We start from the raw sequence: 14,347 nt of genomic DNA, 5'->3' as shown, positions 1-14,347 counted from the left end.
ATAGCAAATTTTTTCAGTACTGTAAAGTATTGTTACTAACCGGATACAGCACTAGGCATAAGGTGAAAAAGATTGAGAGAATTGTATTAAATGCACTTCGCAGACAGCTAGAGATATTTAAACAGCTTGCAAAAAAACTTGAGGAAGAACAAAAAAATAAACAGACGGATCTGCCGGCAATACAAAAAGAAATGGAAAAACAACTGGAAACACTAAGAGAAGAACGGATACGCCAGTATGAAGCATATGCGGAAGGAATGACAGACCAAGAATGCTATCTGAAAGTAAAAAAAGAGCTAAATCAAAAAATAGATAAAATACAGGAAAAATACGAAAGACTTCTGACGATCACAACAGAAGATGGAGAACTGATGAAAGAAATTCAGGTCGTAAAGCAGGAAGCGGAACAGGCAGAAGTATTTGATAAAATGACAAGACATATAGCAGAAACATTTATAGATGAAGTCATAATTTATGATGCTGAAAAAATAGAAATTAGGTTCCTGTTTGATGATCTGATTGCAGAAATGACAGAAAAAATTGAAAGAGAAAAAAAGGAGGATGTGGCAGTATGACAGCAGGTAATTTTATAAAAAAGGGAATCATGCCATTAATTCTGATGGGGATACTTACATGGCTTGGACAGTACATATATATGGAAAATGGCTGTGTGGACTGGTTGCGTTTTATATTAGTGTATGGTATCCCTGTTGGGATTCCCTATATGTTTATCATTGTACCAACGAGATGGAGTTTGTCTGGAACGGTAGGAATGGCAGCTTTTTGTGTGATAATTGGGGCATTGTTTGGATTTGTGTTAGCGACAGTGATTGTAGTACGGGCAGTCTGGTATGTAACAATGTTTCCATTAAGCTGCTTGGTACGACATAGAGAAGGGAGAAATGGAATATGAGTACAGGAAAGAATATTAAAAAAGTACGCAAGTGGCGTGGTATAACACAGGAGGAACTTGGAAAAGCTCTTGGCATTGGAGAAGGAAGTGCAGGGACAAGAATGGCACAGTATGAAACTGGAAAGCGGACACCAAAAGGAGAAATGTTGGGAAAGATTGCCAGAGTGTTGTTTGTTAATCCGAAATGCCTGGCTGCCCCAAAAGGGTATAGTGAAGATGATATGATATATCGCCTGCTCATACTGGAAGATTATTTCCCGGAAATGAAACTGGAACGAAACGGCAGGACAGGCGAGGTCGTGATCAATCTACAGAATAAGAAAATCAATGAGTTCCTTTATCAGTGGGGAACAATCAGAGGAAAGAAAAAGCAGGGAATGATTTCCGAAGATGAATATATGCAGTGGAGATATTGTAGAGAACATGCGTAATAATATATGCAAGAGTCAGAATATGACACAGAAAGATTTATCAGCTAAAACCGGAATTTGTTCCGATGCCAACAAAAAATAAAATGTAAAGAGTATGAGAAAATAGAAACCGCAGGAATTTTCACCTGCGGTTTTTCTCTGCCCTGCCATATACAGAAATACCGCCATAGGAATATTGCTATACTATGACGGTATTACAAATCGTTTTCATCTTTAAAAGCGAACACATCATTGGGTGTACAGTTAAGAATATTGCACAGTTTTTCAACGGTAAGGATTGTGATGTTCTGATTTTTCCGGAGCTGATCGAGGGTGTGCTTGTCAATTCCGTTGTTAATCAGGGCATATTGAGAAATATGGCGTTTTTTCATGGTTTCCCATAATGGACTATAATCAATCAAGGTATCCCCGCCTTTCTTTGCTTTTTGGCATAAAATACCATTAATTTCAATTATAATTGTCGAATAAAATAAAAAATATGGTGGACATCTTCACCATAAGAGATATAATTTGATCAAGGGATATGTAAAATAAAGGAAAATAAAGTTGGGTAATGTAAGAATTGATTGATGGGTGCATGTGGGAGGAGAGTTATATAAGTGAATATTGAAAAGTTTTATTACGATGAACAGACAGAAATGTATGAACAGATGAAGAAGGAACAGGATGAGCATGAACAGTCACTTTCGGTAGAGGAAAGGGAAAAAGAACATCAAAAATTATTCCAGGAAGCAAGAACAATTATGGAAAAAGCAGAGCGTAAAAAGAAAGAAGAATATCAGATCATCAATCCTGTAAAATACCAGAGATTTATATATCTGTCAGAACGGGCAGTACAGTTTTCAAAAATCTCAGGATGTAATATTAAGATTCAGACATTTCCAGACATGTCCGCACTTATTAAAATGCAGACGGGATATATCTGGTTGCTGAGTGATGGTGAATCAGCACTGGAAGATAAGGAAACAATGAAGAATCTGTTGAATGAAGCGGACTGGGTAGGTATTGGCAGCAGAAAACATGGAGAAAAAGATGTCGTTGAATTGGAGTTTTGGTTTGAACTGGCAGAAAAATTAAAAAAGTAAATGGATATGAAATGACTATTCCACATATATCGTTACTGTGATAAAATGTGAGAAAAATATATATCAACATATGAAAAACGGAGGAGAGAGTTATGTTCGATACCATTCATCATATTGCAATCATTGGAAGTGATTATGAAAAATCAAAACATTTTTATGTGGATCTGCTTGGATTTAAGGTAATCAGAGAAAATTATCGAAAAGAACGTGACGATTACAAGATTGATCTGGCATGTGGGCCGCAGGAAATAGAACTTTTTATTATAAAAAATGCTCCAGCTCGTGTAAATTATCCGGAAGCATTGGGATTACGCCATCTGGCATTTAAAGTGGAGAGTGTAGATGATACGGTAAAAGAATTGAATGGGAAAGGAATTGAAACAGAGCCGGTACGCTTGGATGATTATACCGGAAAGAAAATGACATTTTTCCATGATCCAGATGGACTTCCATTGGAAATTCATGAGTAGAAAATAGCATAGGATAGAACGAGACAGATGCAGGTAATGAAATACTCCCACATCTGTCTTTTTTGTGCAAAGATTTATTTATCGGAATGTCGCAGACAGCTTTTTATAAAGGCAGCAGCTTTTATCATTTGTTCTTTTTCTTCATCAGAGCAGTCAGAGGATAATTCAAACCAAGTCTGATCAGCAGAAGAAAGAGAAAGTGCAGGTTTACCGGAATCTGCAGATAAAGCAGGACTGTCAGTATGGATACTGCTATTGTCATCTAATAATCTGTTCTGGATTTCTGATAGAGCTTTCTCACGATATTGAGCATCCATGTCCTGGATGCTTTCAACAGAAGCATGGTAATTGCTTAATATGTGATTGATGTATCCATTTTTAAAATGCAGAAAAAGAGTATCTTCAGATAGATCTGCCAAATCCTTTGAGGTTGCAATTTCTAAATCTGCCTGTCCCTCCATTTTAAACAGAATAGAAAACAGATCCGATACAGACTGAATTTCAAAATCCATAAAGAGATTTACACTGATACCTAACGCATCTGCAATTTTTGAAAGCTGTTCATATTTCGGATTACGTTCATTGGCTTCGTACTTGCGGAGTGTACTGAAACTGATCTCAGCGTCCTGTGCAAGTTGTTCCTGTGTCATATTACGAGCCAGACGAAAATACTTGATTATTTCTCCTGTATTCATAGGCAAAGTCCTCCAATAGCAAAAGTATATCACATTTTTAAATGAAAGTGCCACAAAAGTTTTGAGAAATATATTGACAGATACAAATGTGACATATATAATAATAACAGATACAAAAGTAACACATAACTTACACGATAGACACAAAAGTACAAGTAAACTTATACATAACTGTCATAAGAAATATGAAAAAAGATGCAGAAAGTCAAACGGTTTGAAGTTAAGTAACAGTTAAGTATAAGATGATCAGGAAAGGATGGAATAGGATATGGCAGAAATTATTATGGGAATTGATCATGGAAATGGAAATATGAAAGGGGTACATGTAAACTTTCCATGTGGTCTGGTAAGATATACTTCTGAACCAGGACGATTTATGAATGAGGATATTCTGGAATACAACGGTGTGTATTATACGTTATCAGAAACAAGGATGCCATTCAAAGCAGACAAGACAGTGGATGAAGATTACTTTATATTGACCTTATTTTCACTGGCTTTGGAAGCAAAGGAAAGAGGAATCACTTTATCCGGCAAAGATATTGTACTGGGAGTTGGACTGCCGCCAGCAGACTTTGGACAGCAGGCTCCGGGATTCAAAAAATACTTTATGGAATATTCAAAACATGGAATTTCTTTCCGATTCAATGGAAAGCCGGTAAATTGTTACCTGAAAGATGTTTTGGTAAGTCCGCAGAATTTTGCGGCTGTCATGTGCTATAAAGCAAGCCTGTTCCGACAGTACCGGACGGTCAACTGCATTGATATTGGAGACGGAACCGTAGATTTACTGGTAATCCGAAAAGGACAGCCGGATTTGTCAGTTCGTGTCAGTGACAGATCTGGAATGGCAATTCTCCGTTCAGAGATTTCTAATTCCATTCAGCAGAATTACGGTATTCATCTGGAATCCTCAGACGTAGAGCAGGTATTAATGCAGGAAGCAACGATTCTGGATGAAGAAGTGGTAAGAGAGATTCAGAAAATGGCAGGAGACTGGATGCAGAGAATTATCAATAAACTCCATGCGTATGTACCAGATTTCCGAACTAATCCGGCAGTATTTCTTGGTGGAGGCAGCCTGTTACTGAAACAGCAGATTGAAAAATCTTCTGATTTTAAATATATAGAGTTTATCGAGGACATCCGGGCAAATGCGGTAGGATATGAGAAAATGACAGCATTACACATCCAGAAAAGACAGGGGGTGTAATGTGTGGGAGAGATACGGGTTGTACTGATATTTAATGAAGATAATGAACGGCAGAGAGAAATCGGAAGGTATCTGAAATCACAGAAAAGGTGCAAAACAGCACTGATTACAGAACTGGTTTATGCGTGGCTACATAAAGAAAATACACCTGTTTCTTCCTATAATAATGCAAATGTCAGTGTGGAGGAATTAAAACAGCAGTTGTTGCAGGATACGGATTTTATACAGCAGATAAAAAAGAGTGTAGTTGTTGAAGAAGATGCCGGGAAAGTGATAGAAGAAGAACAGAGCGATGGACTGGATATGGATGAAGGGATGCTGATGGCAGGTTTGTCGATGTTTGAGAATCAGGTATAATAGAAAAAATAAGGATCATAGATCAGAAGATTTATGGTCTTATTTTTTTATAATACGGATTGCATAAATAGTAAAAATGTGCTAATATTTTGTTAGCACTCAGCGAATTAGAGTGCTAACAAAAAAGAAGGGAGAAAAATGTTTGAAAAACTATATTATTCTTGTAGCGGCAATAATTATTGTCGTGTGTATTGTGGTGTTGGTGGTAAAAAAATGTTTCATAAAATCAAATGCTGAGACAGATATATCTACGACGATGATAACATCTGGAATATCTTTAATGGTAGCAGCATTTCCTGGAACAAAAGAGTTATTATTGTCATTTGTTGCTGAAATGGCTGATAAGGATATAACTTATGAAACAGATCCGGCAATGATTATTTGTGGAATGATATTAATTGCATTTGGTATTTTGTATAAGATAAACATACGAGATAGAATATACATTCTTAACATGTTTGGAATTCCCGTACAAAAAGAAATTAGTGATGATTCAAATATAAAGGATTTAAAACTTGCAGATTTTAAGGTTAAAGAAATCCTTATTGATTTTGTTGATGTTTTCAACGTTAATATGACACAAAAAACAAATGAAATTATTGTGAAAAAGATAGAAAAGGTATGTACTGCGTTTATCAATAGGAGTAATGGATTTAAATCTTGTTTTACAGGTATGGCACCCATTCCATATACTATTCTTGCAGGTACATATTTAGCATCTGGAAAAGTAAGAAGATATTTTGAATATCGAAGGGCGGATTCAAAGTATTATGAATTATCGAAAAGGAAAAAGAAAAATTACGAGACATTGAATACAATTTATCCAAACCAGCCGAATATAGGAGCGACAGAAGTGGTTGTGGCACTTTCGGTGACACGAAAAGTACAGGAAGTTGATTTGAATCAATTTGGAACAATGGATATTATTGAAATTGGCTTATCAATGCCGAACGATAATATTATAAAATCGTTAACACAGTTAGATGAATATGCTGGAGAATTATTAAATCAAATAGAAGGATTAAAGCAGAAATACCCTTCTATTCAAAAAGTGCATTTTGTTGCATCCATACCTAGCTGTTTGTCTATTGAGATTGGAAAAAGATTTGCTTTAAATACGCACCGTTTGCCGCAGATTATTTCTTATCATTTTGTAAATTCGGGGACACCTAAATATCCATTTGGCATAATTGTATCAGATGGAGTAACAGGAAAGGGAAAACTTATTAAGGGGTGATGTTTATAGATGTATGATGTATCAAAAGAATTTAGAAAATTTTATAAAAATTATGTCGTTTTACAGAGTGAAAAACAACAAAATCTTAGAGATAAAAAAGATTTAAATATTAAGCGTTTGGAAGATGGACTTGTTTTATATAATGAAGAAAAGGGTACAAGCTACGCTATTGCGGAGAAAAGGGTTCAAGGCAGTATGGCAATGGCAACGGTTGTACAGAATGATAGTAATGATTATGATATTGATGTTGCAATTGTTTTTGATCGGAGCAATATAGGAGATTTAACACCATTACAAGCGAGACGTTTGGTATGTAACGCATTGGAAAAAAAGTGCGGTCAGTTTAAAGTAACGCCAGAATGTAAAACTAATTGTGTCAGAGTCCAGTATGCAGATGGTTATCATGTTGATTTTGCAGTTTATCGAAGATTTAAGGATGATGATACATCAGAATATTCATATGAACATTCTGGTGGAAGTAACTGGACAGCTCGTGATCCAGCAGCAATCACTAAGTGGTTTCAAGATGAGGTAAAAGAAAAAGGGACAGAGCTAAGGCAAGTCGTGAGATTATCGAAGATGTTTTGTAAATCTCGAAGTGGCTGGGTTAATATGCCAGGAGGGTTGATTCAATCTGTTTTGTGTAATGAAGTTTTTGCTACTGAATATGATAGATTAGATGAAATATTTTATTATACAATGATTAATATCAGAGATCGGTTAGAAGAATCAACAGAAGTATATAATCCGACAGATTCAGAAATATCATTGCTTTCAGCACAAAATCATTACGATAAAATGAATAATTGGTTATCCAGGTTAAGTGATAAACTTGAAAAACTCAGCATTTTAGAAAAGGATGATTGCACATATAAAGAGGCAGTGACAGCGTGGGAAACGTTTTTTAACCACACTTTTTGGACTGAGTTGACTGTATCGTTATGTGAATGTTCATCAATTCAAAAGTCTGTATTCACTGATACAGAAGAATATATTGAAGATTTGGTACCAATTAACGACTGCTATAATGTGGATATTAAATGTCAAGTAGAAGCAAATGGAATAAGAAAACAATTTTTAAGTAAATTTTTACAAGCATATCCGCAGTTTTATAAATTGCTTCCTCATGGTATGAAGTTACATTTTGAAGCCGTTACGGATGTACCTAATCCAGATGCGATATGGTGGAAAGTCCGTAATGTTGGTGAGATAGCAGAAAGGAAAAATGATATTCGTGGTCAAATTGAGAGAAAATGGTGGGATTATAAGACAGAAGATACAATGTTTGGAGGACCACATTTTGTGGAGTGCTATATAATAAAAAATGGTGAATGTGTTGCGATGAAACGTATAGATGTTCATATTGGAGAAAAAAGTATTTGATTAGGAAAACCGCAGGGTAGAGCGATACCTTGCGGTTTATTTATGTATTTTGAAGACCGCAACACCGCAAGACCGCAATGTTGCAAAATAAAACTGCCGGATTCATCTGTTCCGACAGTTATTTATCATGTGTATCATCATCTGTAAAAGTTAAAATGTCATTTGGGGTACAAGATAAGATACGGCAAAGTTTTTCGATAGTAGATGCGGTGATATTCTGGTTATTTCTAAGTTGCTGCATAGTTCGGTAGTCGATGCCATTGTTGACGAGATAATATTGAGATATATTCCGTTTTTCCATTGTTACCCATAATGGACTATAATCAATCACATTGTTCCCGCCCTTCTAAAATATTTCCTGATTGTCTAATTATAAGTAGGGAAAAATGCAAAAATATAGTGAATAAATTCACTAGATACTATATAATTGAGAAGATAATAAAAAACAGTATTTATGGATTAAGAATAGTATAGAGCATTGAAGTCTGAAAATTTGGCTGGTTCTCGAAAGAGGAACCGCAGTTCCCCAAACGAGAACTATAAATTGATAGAATATACTAAAATACTGTAAAATCAAAAATTTTCATAGTGCATAGAAAGGTAAGATGCACATGATGGAATCATTAGGAAATAGATTAAAGCAATTAAGACAAAACAATCGCTTGCGGCAGGATCAGGTAGCAAGCTTGGTTGGAGTAAATAAAAATACAATGTGTTCCTATGAAAATGATGTCAGACAGCCTTCTTATGAAATTTTGGTCAGATTAGCTACAATTTATAGAGTGAGTACCGACTATCTGCTGGGGTGTGAAAGTAAAAGAACGGTTGACGTATCTGGTCTTACACCAAAAGAAATACAAACAATTACAGAACTGGTTGCAAATATGACGGAGAAAAATAAAAAGCTGGAAGGATTATAGATGGCTCAAAATGAAAAGGAACAAAATGATTATAGAATTACATATTACAATACAGTGTCATCAAAAGAAGTTGATTGGTTATGGTATCCGTATATTCCCTATGGAAAGATAACGATATTGCAAGGAGATCCGGGAGAAGGAAAATCCACAATGATGATGCAGCTTGCAGCACTTATTACAAATGGAGATGCTATGCCAGATGGAAGTGGGGACAGGATACCCGGAAATGTAATTTATCAGGCGGCAGAAGATGGGGTTGAAGATACAATCAAGCCACGATTAGAAGCAGCAGGAGCAGATTGCAGTCGGATTGCATTTTTGGAACAGTCTGATGAAGAACCAATCTTATTAAATGATGTGAGACTGGCACAGGCGATTGAAGGTACAAAGGCAAAATTATTGGTTATTGATCCCCTTCAGGCATACTTGGGAATGGACGGGGAAATGCAACGTTCAAATTCGGTACGTTCTGTTCTTGGAAATCTTGTAAAAGTTGCAGAACGGACAGGATGTGCAGTTGTATTGATTGGACATATGAATAAAAGCAATCGTGCAAAAGGCATATACAGAGGACTTGGAAGTATAGACATAGCTGCAGTGGCAAGGAGCATCTTATTGGTAGGAAGGGACAGGAATATCCCATATTATCGTGTAATGCTTCAGATTAAAAACAATCTGGCACCAGAAGGAAAAGCCTATGTTTTTGAATTAAATCCGGATTATGGATTCCGATGGATAGGGCAGGATGAATATGAAGTAGAAGATATTCTGGTGCGTAAACCAAGAACGGACAGCAAATTGGACAAGGCAAAGGATTATCTGCGATTGTTATTGAATGGAACAGATATGGCATGTGCAGATATATTTGATAAAATGCGGGCAAATGGAATTGGAAAGCGTACTGTGGAACAGGCAAAAAAAGATATGGGGATTATATCTTATAAATTGGGAGATAAATGGTATTGGCAGTTAAATGGGAGTGATGTAGGTGAACGGATATGAAAAAGAAATAAATAGCCGGGAAGAACAGAAGAATAGGATTCGTGAAAGATATAAAGGTGTTGATCGAAGCGAATTGGAATTTATTCCGGCAAAACCAAAAGAAAAGTTATTTGAAGATACAACGGAGAAACGGGTATGTGCGTATTGTCGTGTGTCTACAGATGATGTGAACCAGACATCTTCTTATGAACTGCAGAAAAATCATTATGAGGATATGATAAAGGAACATCAGGGATGGAAACTGGTTGGAATTTATGCTGACGAAGGAATTTCCGGAACCTCCTTACAGCACAGGGATGAGTTTAACCGAATGATAGAGGACTGCAAATCCGGGAAAATAGATCTGATCGTTACGAAAAGTGTTTCCAGATTTGCAAGAAATATCGTAGATTGTATTGCTAAGGTTCGTGAACTGGCAAATATGGTTCCGAGAGTAGGCGTATTCTTTGAAACGGAACATATTTATACTCTTGATAATACCAGTGAAATGATGCTGGCAGTTCTCTCGGCAGCCGCACAGGAAGAATCCCATACAAAAAGCGAGATTATGAATATATCCATAGAGCAGAGATTTTCCAGGGGAATTTTTCTTACACCCAAATTGCTTGGATATGATAAAGATGAGGATGGAAACCTTGTGATAAACGAAGAAGAAGCAGAAACAGTGAGATTGTGCTATTATTTGTTTCTTAATGGATTTCCGACCTCTGAAATAGCAGAAATTATGATGCAGCTAAAGCGAAAAACAAAGCGTGGTAATCTGAAATGGAGTAGTAGTACAGTTGTAAATTTACTGCGAAATGAAAGGTACTGTGGTGATGTGCTTTCGAGAAAGACATTTACACCAAATTATCTGGATCACAAAGCAAAAAAGAACCGGCACGACAGAAATCAGTACCGTCAGAATGATCACCATGAAGCGATTGTAGACAGAGAAGTCTATAATGCGGCACAAAAAATGCTGTCTGTAACCAGATATGCGAAAGAGGGATTCCCTTTTCCGAATTTGAAAGTAGTAGATTCAGGTGCTTTAAAGGGATTTGTCTCAGTTAATCGTTCCTGGACTGGATTTACTGGGGATGATTATCAACAGGCAAGCCAGAGCGTATATGAAGAAACTGAAAAGAACGCTGGAGGAGAGAATTTAGCGGAGAAAAATATAGAAAGTAAGTTTGATTTATCTGGGTATGAGATCGTCAGGGCACAGTTTTTTTCCACTAGATTAGATCCGGCGATGACTATATCCGATGGGCAGCTTACATTTAACACTGCCTGTTTAAAGAAATTTGAAGATGTGGAGTATGTGGAGATACTCTTTAATTCGATTGAGAAAATTATTGCTGTTAGACCTTGTGAAAAAGATAATGTCAATGCGGTAAGATGGGGAACGATAAGAAAAGGGAAATGGGCAGTACTTCCCAAGAGCTGCAGGGGATTTTCACAGCCATTGTATGAATTGATGGACTGGAATGGAGACTGCAAATACCGATTTAGAGGTCAGTATTCTAAATCTTCCGATGAACAGATTTTCCTTTTTAATCTGGAAGAACCAGAGATAATCCAACGGGAAACTATAGAGAAACCTCCGATAGACGAAAGAGTGGAGACGAATGAGCAGATAGAAAAAGAAGATACAGCAGTTGTAGAAAAAGAAAAGAAAGTCAGACCAAAGGAGTATCGGACACTTTATCCGGAAACGTGGGCAGGACATTTCGGATGTGCTGCAGGGGATATAGTGTTATTGGAACGAGTTACTTATTATGGAGACTGGGATGTATTGCGTCCAGCTAAAGCTGTTGAGGGAATGGACATAATATCAGAAGATTTACTGAACAGGCTAAATGAACAGGCACAAGGGATGATAGATAGAATGAGGTGTGCAGTATGAGTGAAACAGTGTTAGAAAACAGAAACGAAAATACAGAAAATATAGATCAGAAAGCACTGGAACTTGCACAGGATTTCAGCTACGATGGGTTTCAGGTAGTCAGAAGGGAACTTTTTGCTCATTTGCGAGAACCGGCAGTTGTAATCCGGAGGGACAGTGTAACATTTAATACAGCCTGCATCGCTGGATTAGAGGATGCAGTTTACATACAGATATTAGTGAATCCAGAAGATAAACGTATGGTAGTGCGTAAATGCGAAGAGAATGATAAAGATGCTCTGCGGTGGTGCATTGCAAAGCCTGATAAGAGAAAAAGCAGGAAAATGTCCAATAAGATTTTTTCGGCAATGCTGTATGATATGATGGGATGGAGCATGGATTGCCGTTATAAAATACTTGGACACAAAATAACCCATGAAGGTGAAACTATTTACGTTTTTGACTTGTTAGAAACAGAAATATTTATGGATACAAAACGTAAAAAGAAAGTAGCAGAAGGAACTATATTGTCAGAGACAGTAAATCAGGAGGAGAAAACACTGTCAGATAAAGAAAAAGCTGCGATTGCAGACGAAGAAAAGGCAATAAAAAAGAGAAACAGAATACCATTCTATCCAAGTGATTGGAAAGATTCCTTTGGCTTACCGGTAGAAGAACATAAGAAGGCGTTAGAAATAAATATGTGTGAGGGGTACGTCGAACTGACTTCATGCAGATAATAGGGAAAGTGCGCTCAATTTGGAAGGAGGAGTGCAAATGTCGCAAAAGACAATAAACATTACAGGGGTATCTCTGTGCAAAAAAGCAGGAAGAATACGGATATTTCATTCTACAATAAAAAGATTGGGTGAACCGAAGTATATTCGCTTCCTTTTTAACCCAGAGAAACAGCTTTTTGCGGTACAGGCATCTGATCGGAAAGATTCAGAGTGCTTTTATGTGCCAAAATGTAGTGAGAATGACTGGAACTTTGTAATCAACAGTATTCCTATGCTGCGTATTATCTGGAAAGTATGTAAATGGGATAAAGAAAAAAGCTATCGAATATCAGGAACCTATCATGCAGAGTGTAATCTGGTGGTATTTGATCTGAAACAGGCAGTTACCTTGATGATGAATGAAACAGAATAAGAGAAAATAGCAGATATTATTGAGCTTCTGAGCAATCAGAGGTTCTTTTTTTATGTCATTTTACAGGGTAATTGAATAGTTCTGTGCTGAGTGAGTAATTTTGAAAAAAAAGTTGTTCCTTACTTGACATACTTAGGAACTCGTCCGATCCTTCAGGACGAACTGCGTCAATATGAATTACATCACAGGGCTCGAATCGCTATTAAACCGGGAATCACTGGTATGTGGCAGGTAAGCGGACGAAGTGACATTACAGACTTCGAAGAAGTTGTAAGACTGGATACAGAATATATAAGTATGCATCATGATTTAGATATCCACCCAATTCCAGAGAAAGTTCTTTATATCAATGAACTTGGAATTGCGGACACGGCTTTTTACTATAATACGGAAGAGCAGCATCAAAAAGCACTTACCGGAAGAACACGTACTAATGGTGGGATTTTACCTGATACTAATTCCTGTTTATCTGCAATCTCAGCAAAGAGATTACATATCCCTCTTTTCCAAACATTGGGGTCAGATCCCATGAAGAAGTTAGACGTGCAGGATCAGGTTATTCCTGATAATGTTGTTCTCCATGGGCTGAAGCAGAGAAACGGAAAATTTATTGTGCGTATTTTTGGCGTAAATGATAATCCTAAGGAGAACCGGCTGTTTGGCAGGGATCTGGATGAACTGGAAGATACACTTGGAGTGAGATTCTGGGAGGAGAACGGACAGGCACATACCTTGTGGTCTGCTGCGCTGTATCAGGAGGCAGATACGATCCGGGAGGCAACAGATGCGACACTGGAACTTTATGAGATTGTCACAGGAGGGAAAGATTTTGACAGATCTTTATGGACTGCAGCTTCCCACAAGTCTCTCTGCGCCGGATTTAATGAGGCGGATCCGGATGCTATCATAGCATGGAATAAGCGCATGGCAGATCTGGTAACTATGGACGGGATTGCAAAGGCAATTAGGGATCGGGTTCCTGCAGGAAATATAAGAAAGCTGCAGTCTCTGACAAAGATTCAAAAGGAATGGCTGAGGAAGCGTCTGAGAAAAGCAGATTTCGGTGAAAAAATGCGTCTGCATTATTATCTGGGAGTGATCCTTGAGGATGAGAATGAGGTGCAGGAATGTTTCCGTATTATTCAGTCAGAGGTTCTGGAAGCGACGATCAAAAGTCTTGCTTATAATGAGCAGGCAAGGATTGTTACAGATCATCATACAGTCAGGCTGCCGCTCCGTGTGAACTGGGGAGGTGGCTGGAGTGATACACCGCCCTATTGTAATGAAAAGGGCGGGACTGTATTAAATGCAGCTATTCTTCTGAACGGGGAGAAGCCGGTGGAGGTGACATTGGAGAGGATTCCTGAGCAGAAGGTGGTTTTTGACAGTGCATAATTGAAAAAGCTGATAAACTGAGTGCTTATCTTATCAAATAGAATAGATTGCTGCACAATCATACTTATTCCTGTATCTCTCAAATGCGGAGATACAGGAGTAATTTACAGGCTCTCTTTCTTGTCCATCCGGCAGCGTTTATCCAGGTGGCGGTTGATCAGAAGCAGGAATACTGCAAATTACGCTCAAACGGAATGCCAGTTCCGCTACTGCGGAACGGCTATTCC

General features: G+C 37.5%; 17 protein-coding genes and 1 pseudogene. 15 read left to right on the top strand and 3 right to left on the bottom strand.

Annotation, left to right across the window (positions count from 1 at the left end; genetic code table 11):
• From LJE12_RS18010 to LJE12_RS18000, 3 genes are all read left to right on the top strand, one after another.
• Positions 1-575, top strand: a 575-nt coding sequence (locus LJE12_RS18010; RefSeq protein ID WP_227292319.1) for a hypothetical protein, incomplete at its 5' end; no start/stop codon positions are given.
• A complete protein-coding gene (locus LJE12_RS18005) occupies positions 572-913 on the top strand; it encodes a DUF6050 family protein (protein ID WP_196027630.1) in 342 nt (113 codons plus the stop codon). The genes LJE12_RS18010 and LJE12_RS18005, both read left to right, overlap by 4 nt.
• Positions 910-1,344, top strand: a complete 435-nt coding sequence (locus LJE12_RS18000) for a helix-turn-helix domain-containing protein (RefSeq protein ID WP_196027629.1) — start codon at positions 910-912, stop codon at positions 1,342-1,344. The genes LJE12_RS18005 and LJE12_RS18000 overlap by 4 nt, the downstream gene beginning before the upstream one ends.
• Positions 1,345-1,538: 194 nt before the next feature.
• Here LJE12_RS18000 and LJE12_RS20820 read toward each other — a convergent pair whose 3' ends face one another.
• Positions 1,539-1,715: a helix-turn-helix domain-containing protein gene (locus tag LJE12_RS20820; RefSeq protein WP_320055419.1), complete on the bottom strand. Its 177-nt coding sequence runs from the start codon at positions 1,713-1,715 to the stop codon at positions 1,539-1,541.
• Between the two features lie 228 nt (positions 1,716-1,943).
• On the opposite strand from LJE12_RS20820, the gene LJE12_RS17990 reads away from it, so the two are divergent.
• Together LJE12_RS17990 and gloA2 are read left to right on the top strand one after the other, a co-directional pair.
• The gene (locus LJE12_RS17990; RefSeq protein WP_227086833.1) at positions 1,944-2,429 is read left to right on the top strand and encodes a hypothetical protein; all 486 of its coding nucleotides are present in this window, start codon (positions 1,944-1,946) and stop codon (positions 2,427-2,429) included.
• A gap of 92 nt (positions 2,430-2,521) precedes the next feature.
• The gene (gene gloA2, locus LJE12_RS17985) at positions 2,522-2,899 is read left to right on the top strand and encodes an SMU1112c/YaeR family gloxylase I-like metalloprotein (protein WP_118315120.1); all 378 of its coding nucleotides are present in this window, start codon (positions 2,522-2,524) and stop codon (positions 2,897-2,899) included.
• A gap of 74 nt (positions 2,900-2,973) precedes the next feature.
• On the opposite strand, the gene LJE12_RS17980 is transcribed toward gloA2, so the two are convergent.
• Entirely contained in the window at positions 2,974-3,594 is a 621-nt protein-coding gene (locus LJE12_RS17980; protein ID WP_227227123.1) for a helix-turn-helix domain-containing protein, read from the bottom strand.
• A gap of 268 nt (positions 3,595-3,862) precedes the next feature.
• Here LJE12_RS17980 and LJE12_RS17975 point away from each other — a divergent pair, with 268 nt between their 5' ends.
• From LJE12_RS17975 to LJE12_RS17960, 4 genes are all read left to right on the top strand, one after another.
• On the top strand, positions 3,863-4,807 hold the full coding sequence (locus LJE12_RS17975) for a ParM/StbA family protein (protein ID WP_227227124.1): 945 nt from the start codon (positions 3,863-3,865) through the stop codon (positions 4,805-4,807).
• A gap of 3 nt (positions 4,808-4,810) precedes the next feature.
• Positions 4,811-5,164, top strand: coding sequence for a hypothetical protein (locus LJE12_RS17970; protein ID WP_227227125.1), 354 nt, complete (start codon positions 4,811-4,813; stop codon positions 5,162-5,164).
• Between the two features lie 142 nt (positions 5,165-5,306).
• Complete coding sequence (locus tag LJE12_RS17965) at positions 5,307-6,401, top strand: SAVED domain-containing protein (RefSeq protein ID WP_227227126.1); 1,095 nt, start codon at positions 5,307-5,309, stop codon at positions 6,399-6,401.
• 9 nt (positions 6,402-6,410) lie between these two features.
• On the top strand, positions 6,411-7,784 hold the full coding sequence (locus LJE12_RS17960) for a nucleotide-binding domain-containing protein (RefSeq protein WP_227227127.1): 1,374 nt from the start codon (positions 6,411-6,413) through the stop codon (positions 7,782-7,784).
• Between the two features lie 118 nt (positions 7,785-7,902).
• Here LJE12_RS17960 and LJE12_RS20815 read toward each other — a convergent pair whose 3' ends face one another.
• On the bottom strand, positions 7,903-8,085 hold the full coding sequence (locus tag LJE12_RS20815) for a helix-turn-helix domain-containing protein (protein WP_180214205.1): 183 nt from the start codon (positions 8,083-8,085) through the stop codon (positions 7,903-7,905).
• A 310-nt stretch (positions 8,086-8,395) separates the two neighbouring features.
• Between LJE12_RS20815 and LJE12_RS17950 the strand changes: the two genes are divergently transcribed.
• The 6 genes and pseudogenes from LJE12_RS17950 to LJE12_RS20810 all read left to right on the top strand — a co-directional run.
• Entirely contained in the window at positions 8,396-8,704 is a 309-nt protein-coding gene (locus tag LJE12_RS17950; RefSeq protein WP_182448135.1) for a helix-turn-helix domain-containing protein, read from the top strand.
• Entirely contained in the window at positions 8,705-9,706 is a 1,002-nt protein-coding gene (locus LJE12_RS17945; RefSeq protein ID WP_227227128.1) for an AAA family ATPase, read from the top strand.
• A complete protein-coding gene (locus LJE12_RS17940; protein ID WP_227227129.1) occupies positions 9,693-11,594 on the top strand; it encodes a recombinase family protein in 1,902 nt (633 codons plus the stop codon). Before LJE12_RS17945 ends, LJE12_RS17940 begins: the two co-directional genes overlap by 14 nt.
• Positions 11,591-12,313, top strand: coding sequence for a hypothetical protein (locus tag LJE12_RS17935; protein WP_227227130.1), 723 nt, complete (start codon positions 11,591-11,593; stop codon positions 12,311-12,313). The genes LJE12_RS17940 and LJE12_RS17935 overlap by 4 nt, the downstream gene beginning before the upstream one ends.
• A gap of 37 nt (positions 12,314-12,350) precedes the next feature.
• Positions 12,351-12,725: a hypothetical protein gene (locus LJE12_RS17930; protein WP_227227131.1), complete on the top strand. Its 375-nt coding sequence runs from the start codon at positions 12,351-12,353 to the stop codon at positions 12,723-12,725.
• A 123-nt stretch (positions 12,726-12,848) separates the two neighbouring features.
• Positions 12,849-13,022, top strand: a pseudogene (locus LJE12_RS20810) (sugar transferase); the annotation flags it as partial.
• Between the last annotated feature and the right edge of the window lie 1,325 nt (positions 13,023-14,347).

This window comes from Blautia sp. DFI.6.71 (assembly GCF_020593585.1).
Taxonomy (GTDB): Bacteria; Bacillota; Clostridia; order Lachnospirales; family Lachnospiraceae; genus Blautia_A; species Blautia_A wexlerae.
Note: the sequence above shows the minus strand (reverse complement) of the source record. Positions and strands in the feature narration are given on the sequence as shown.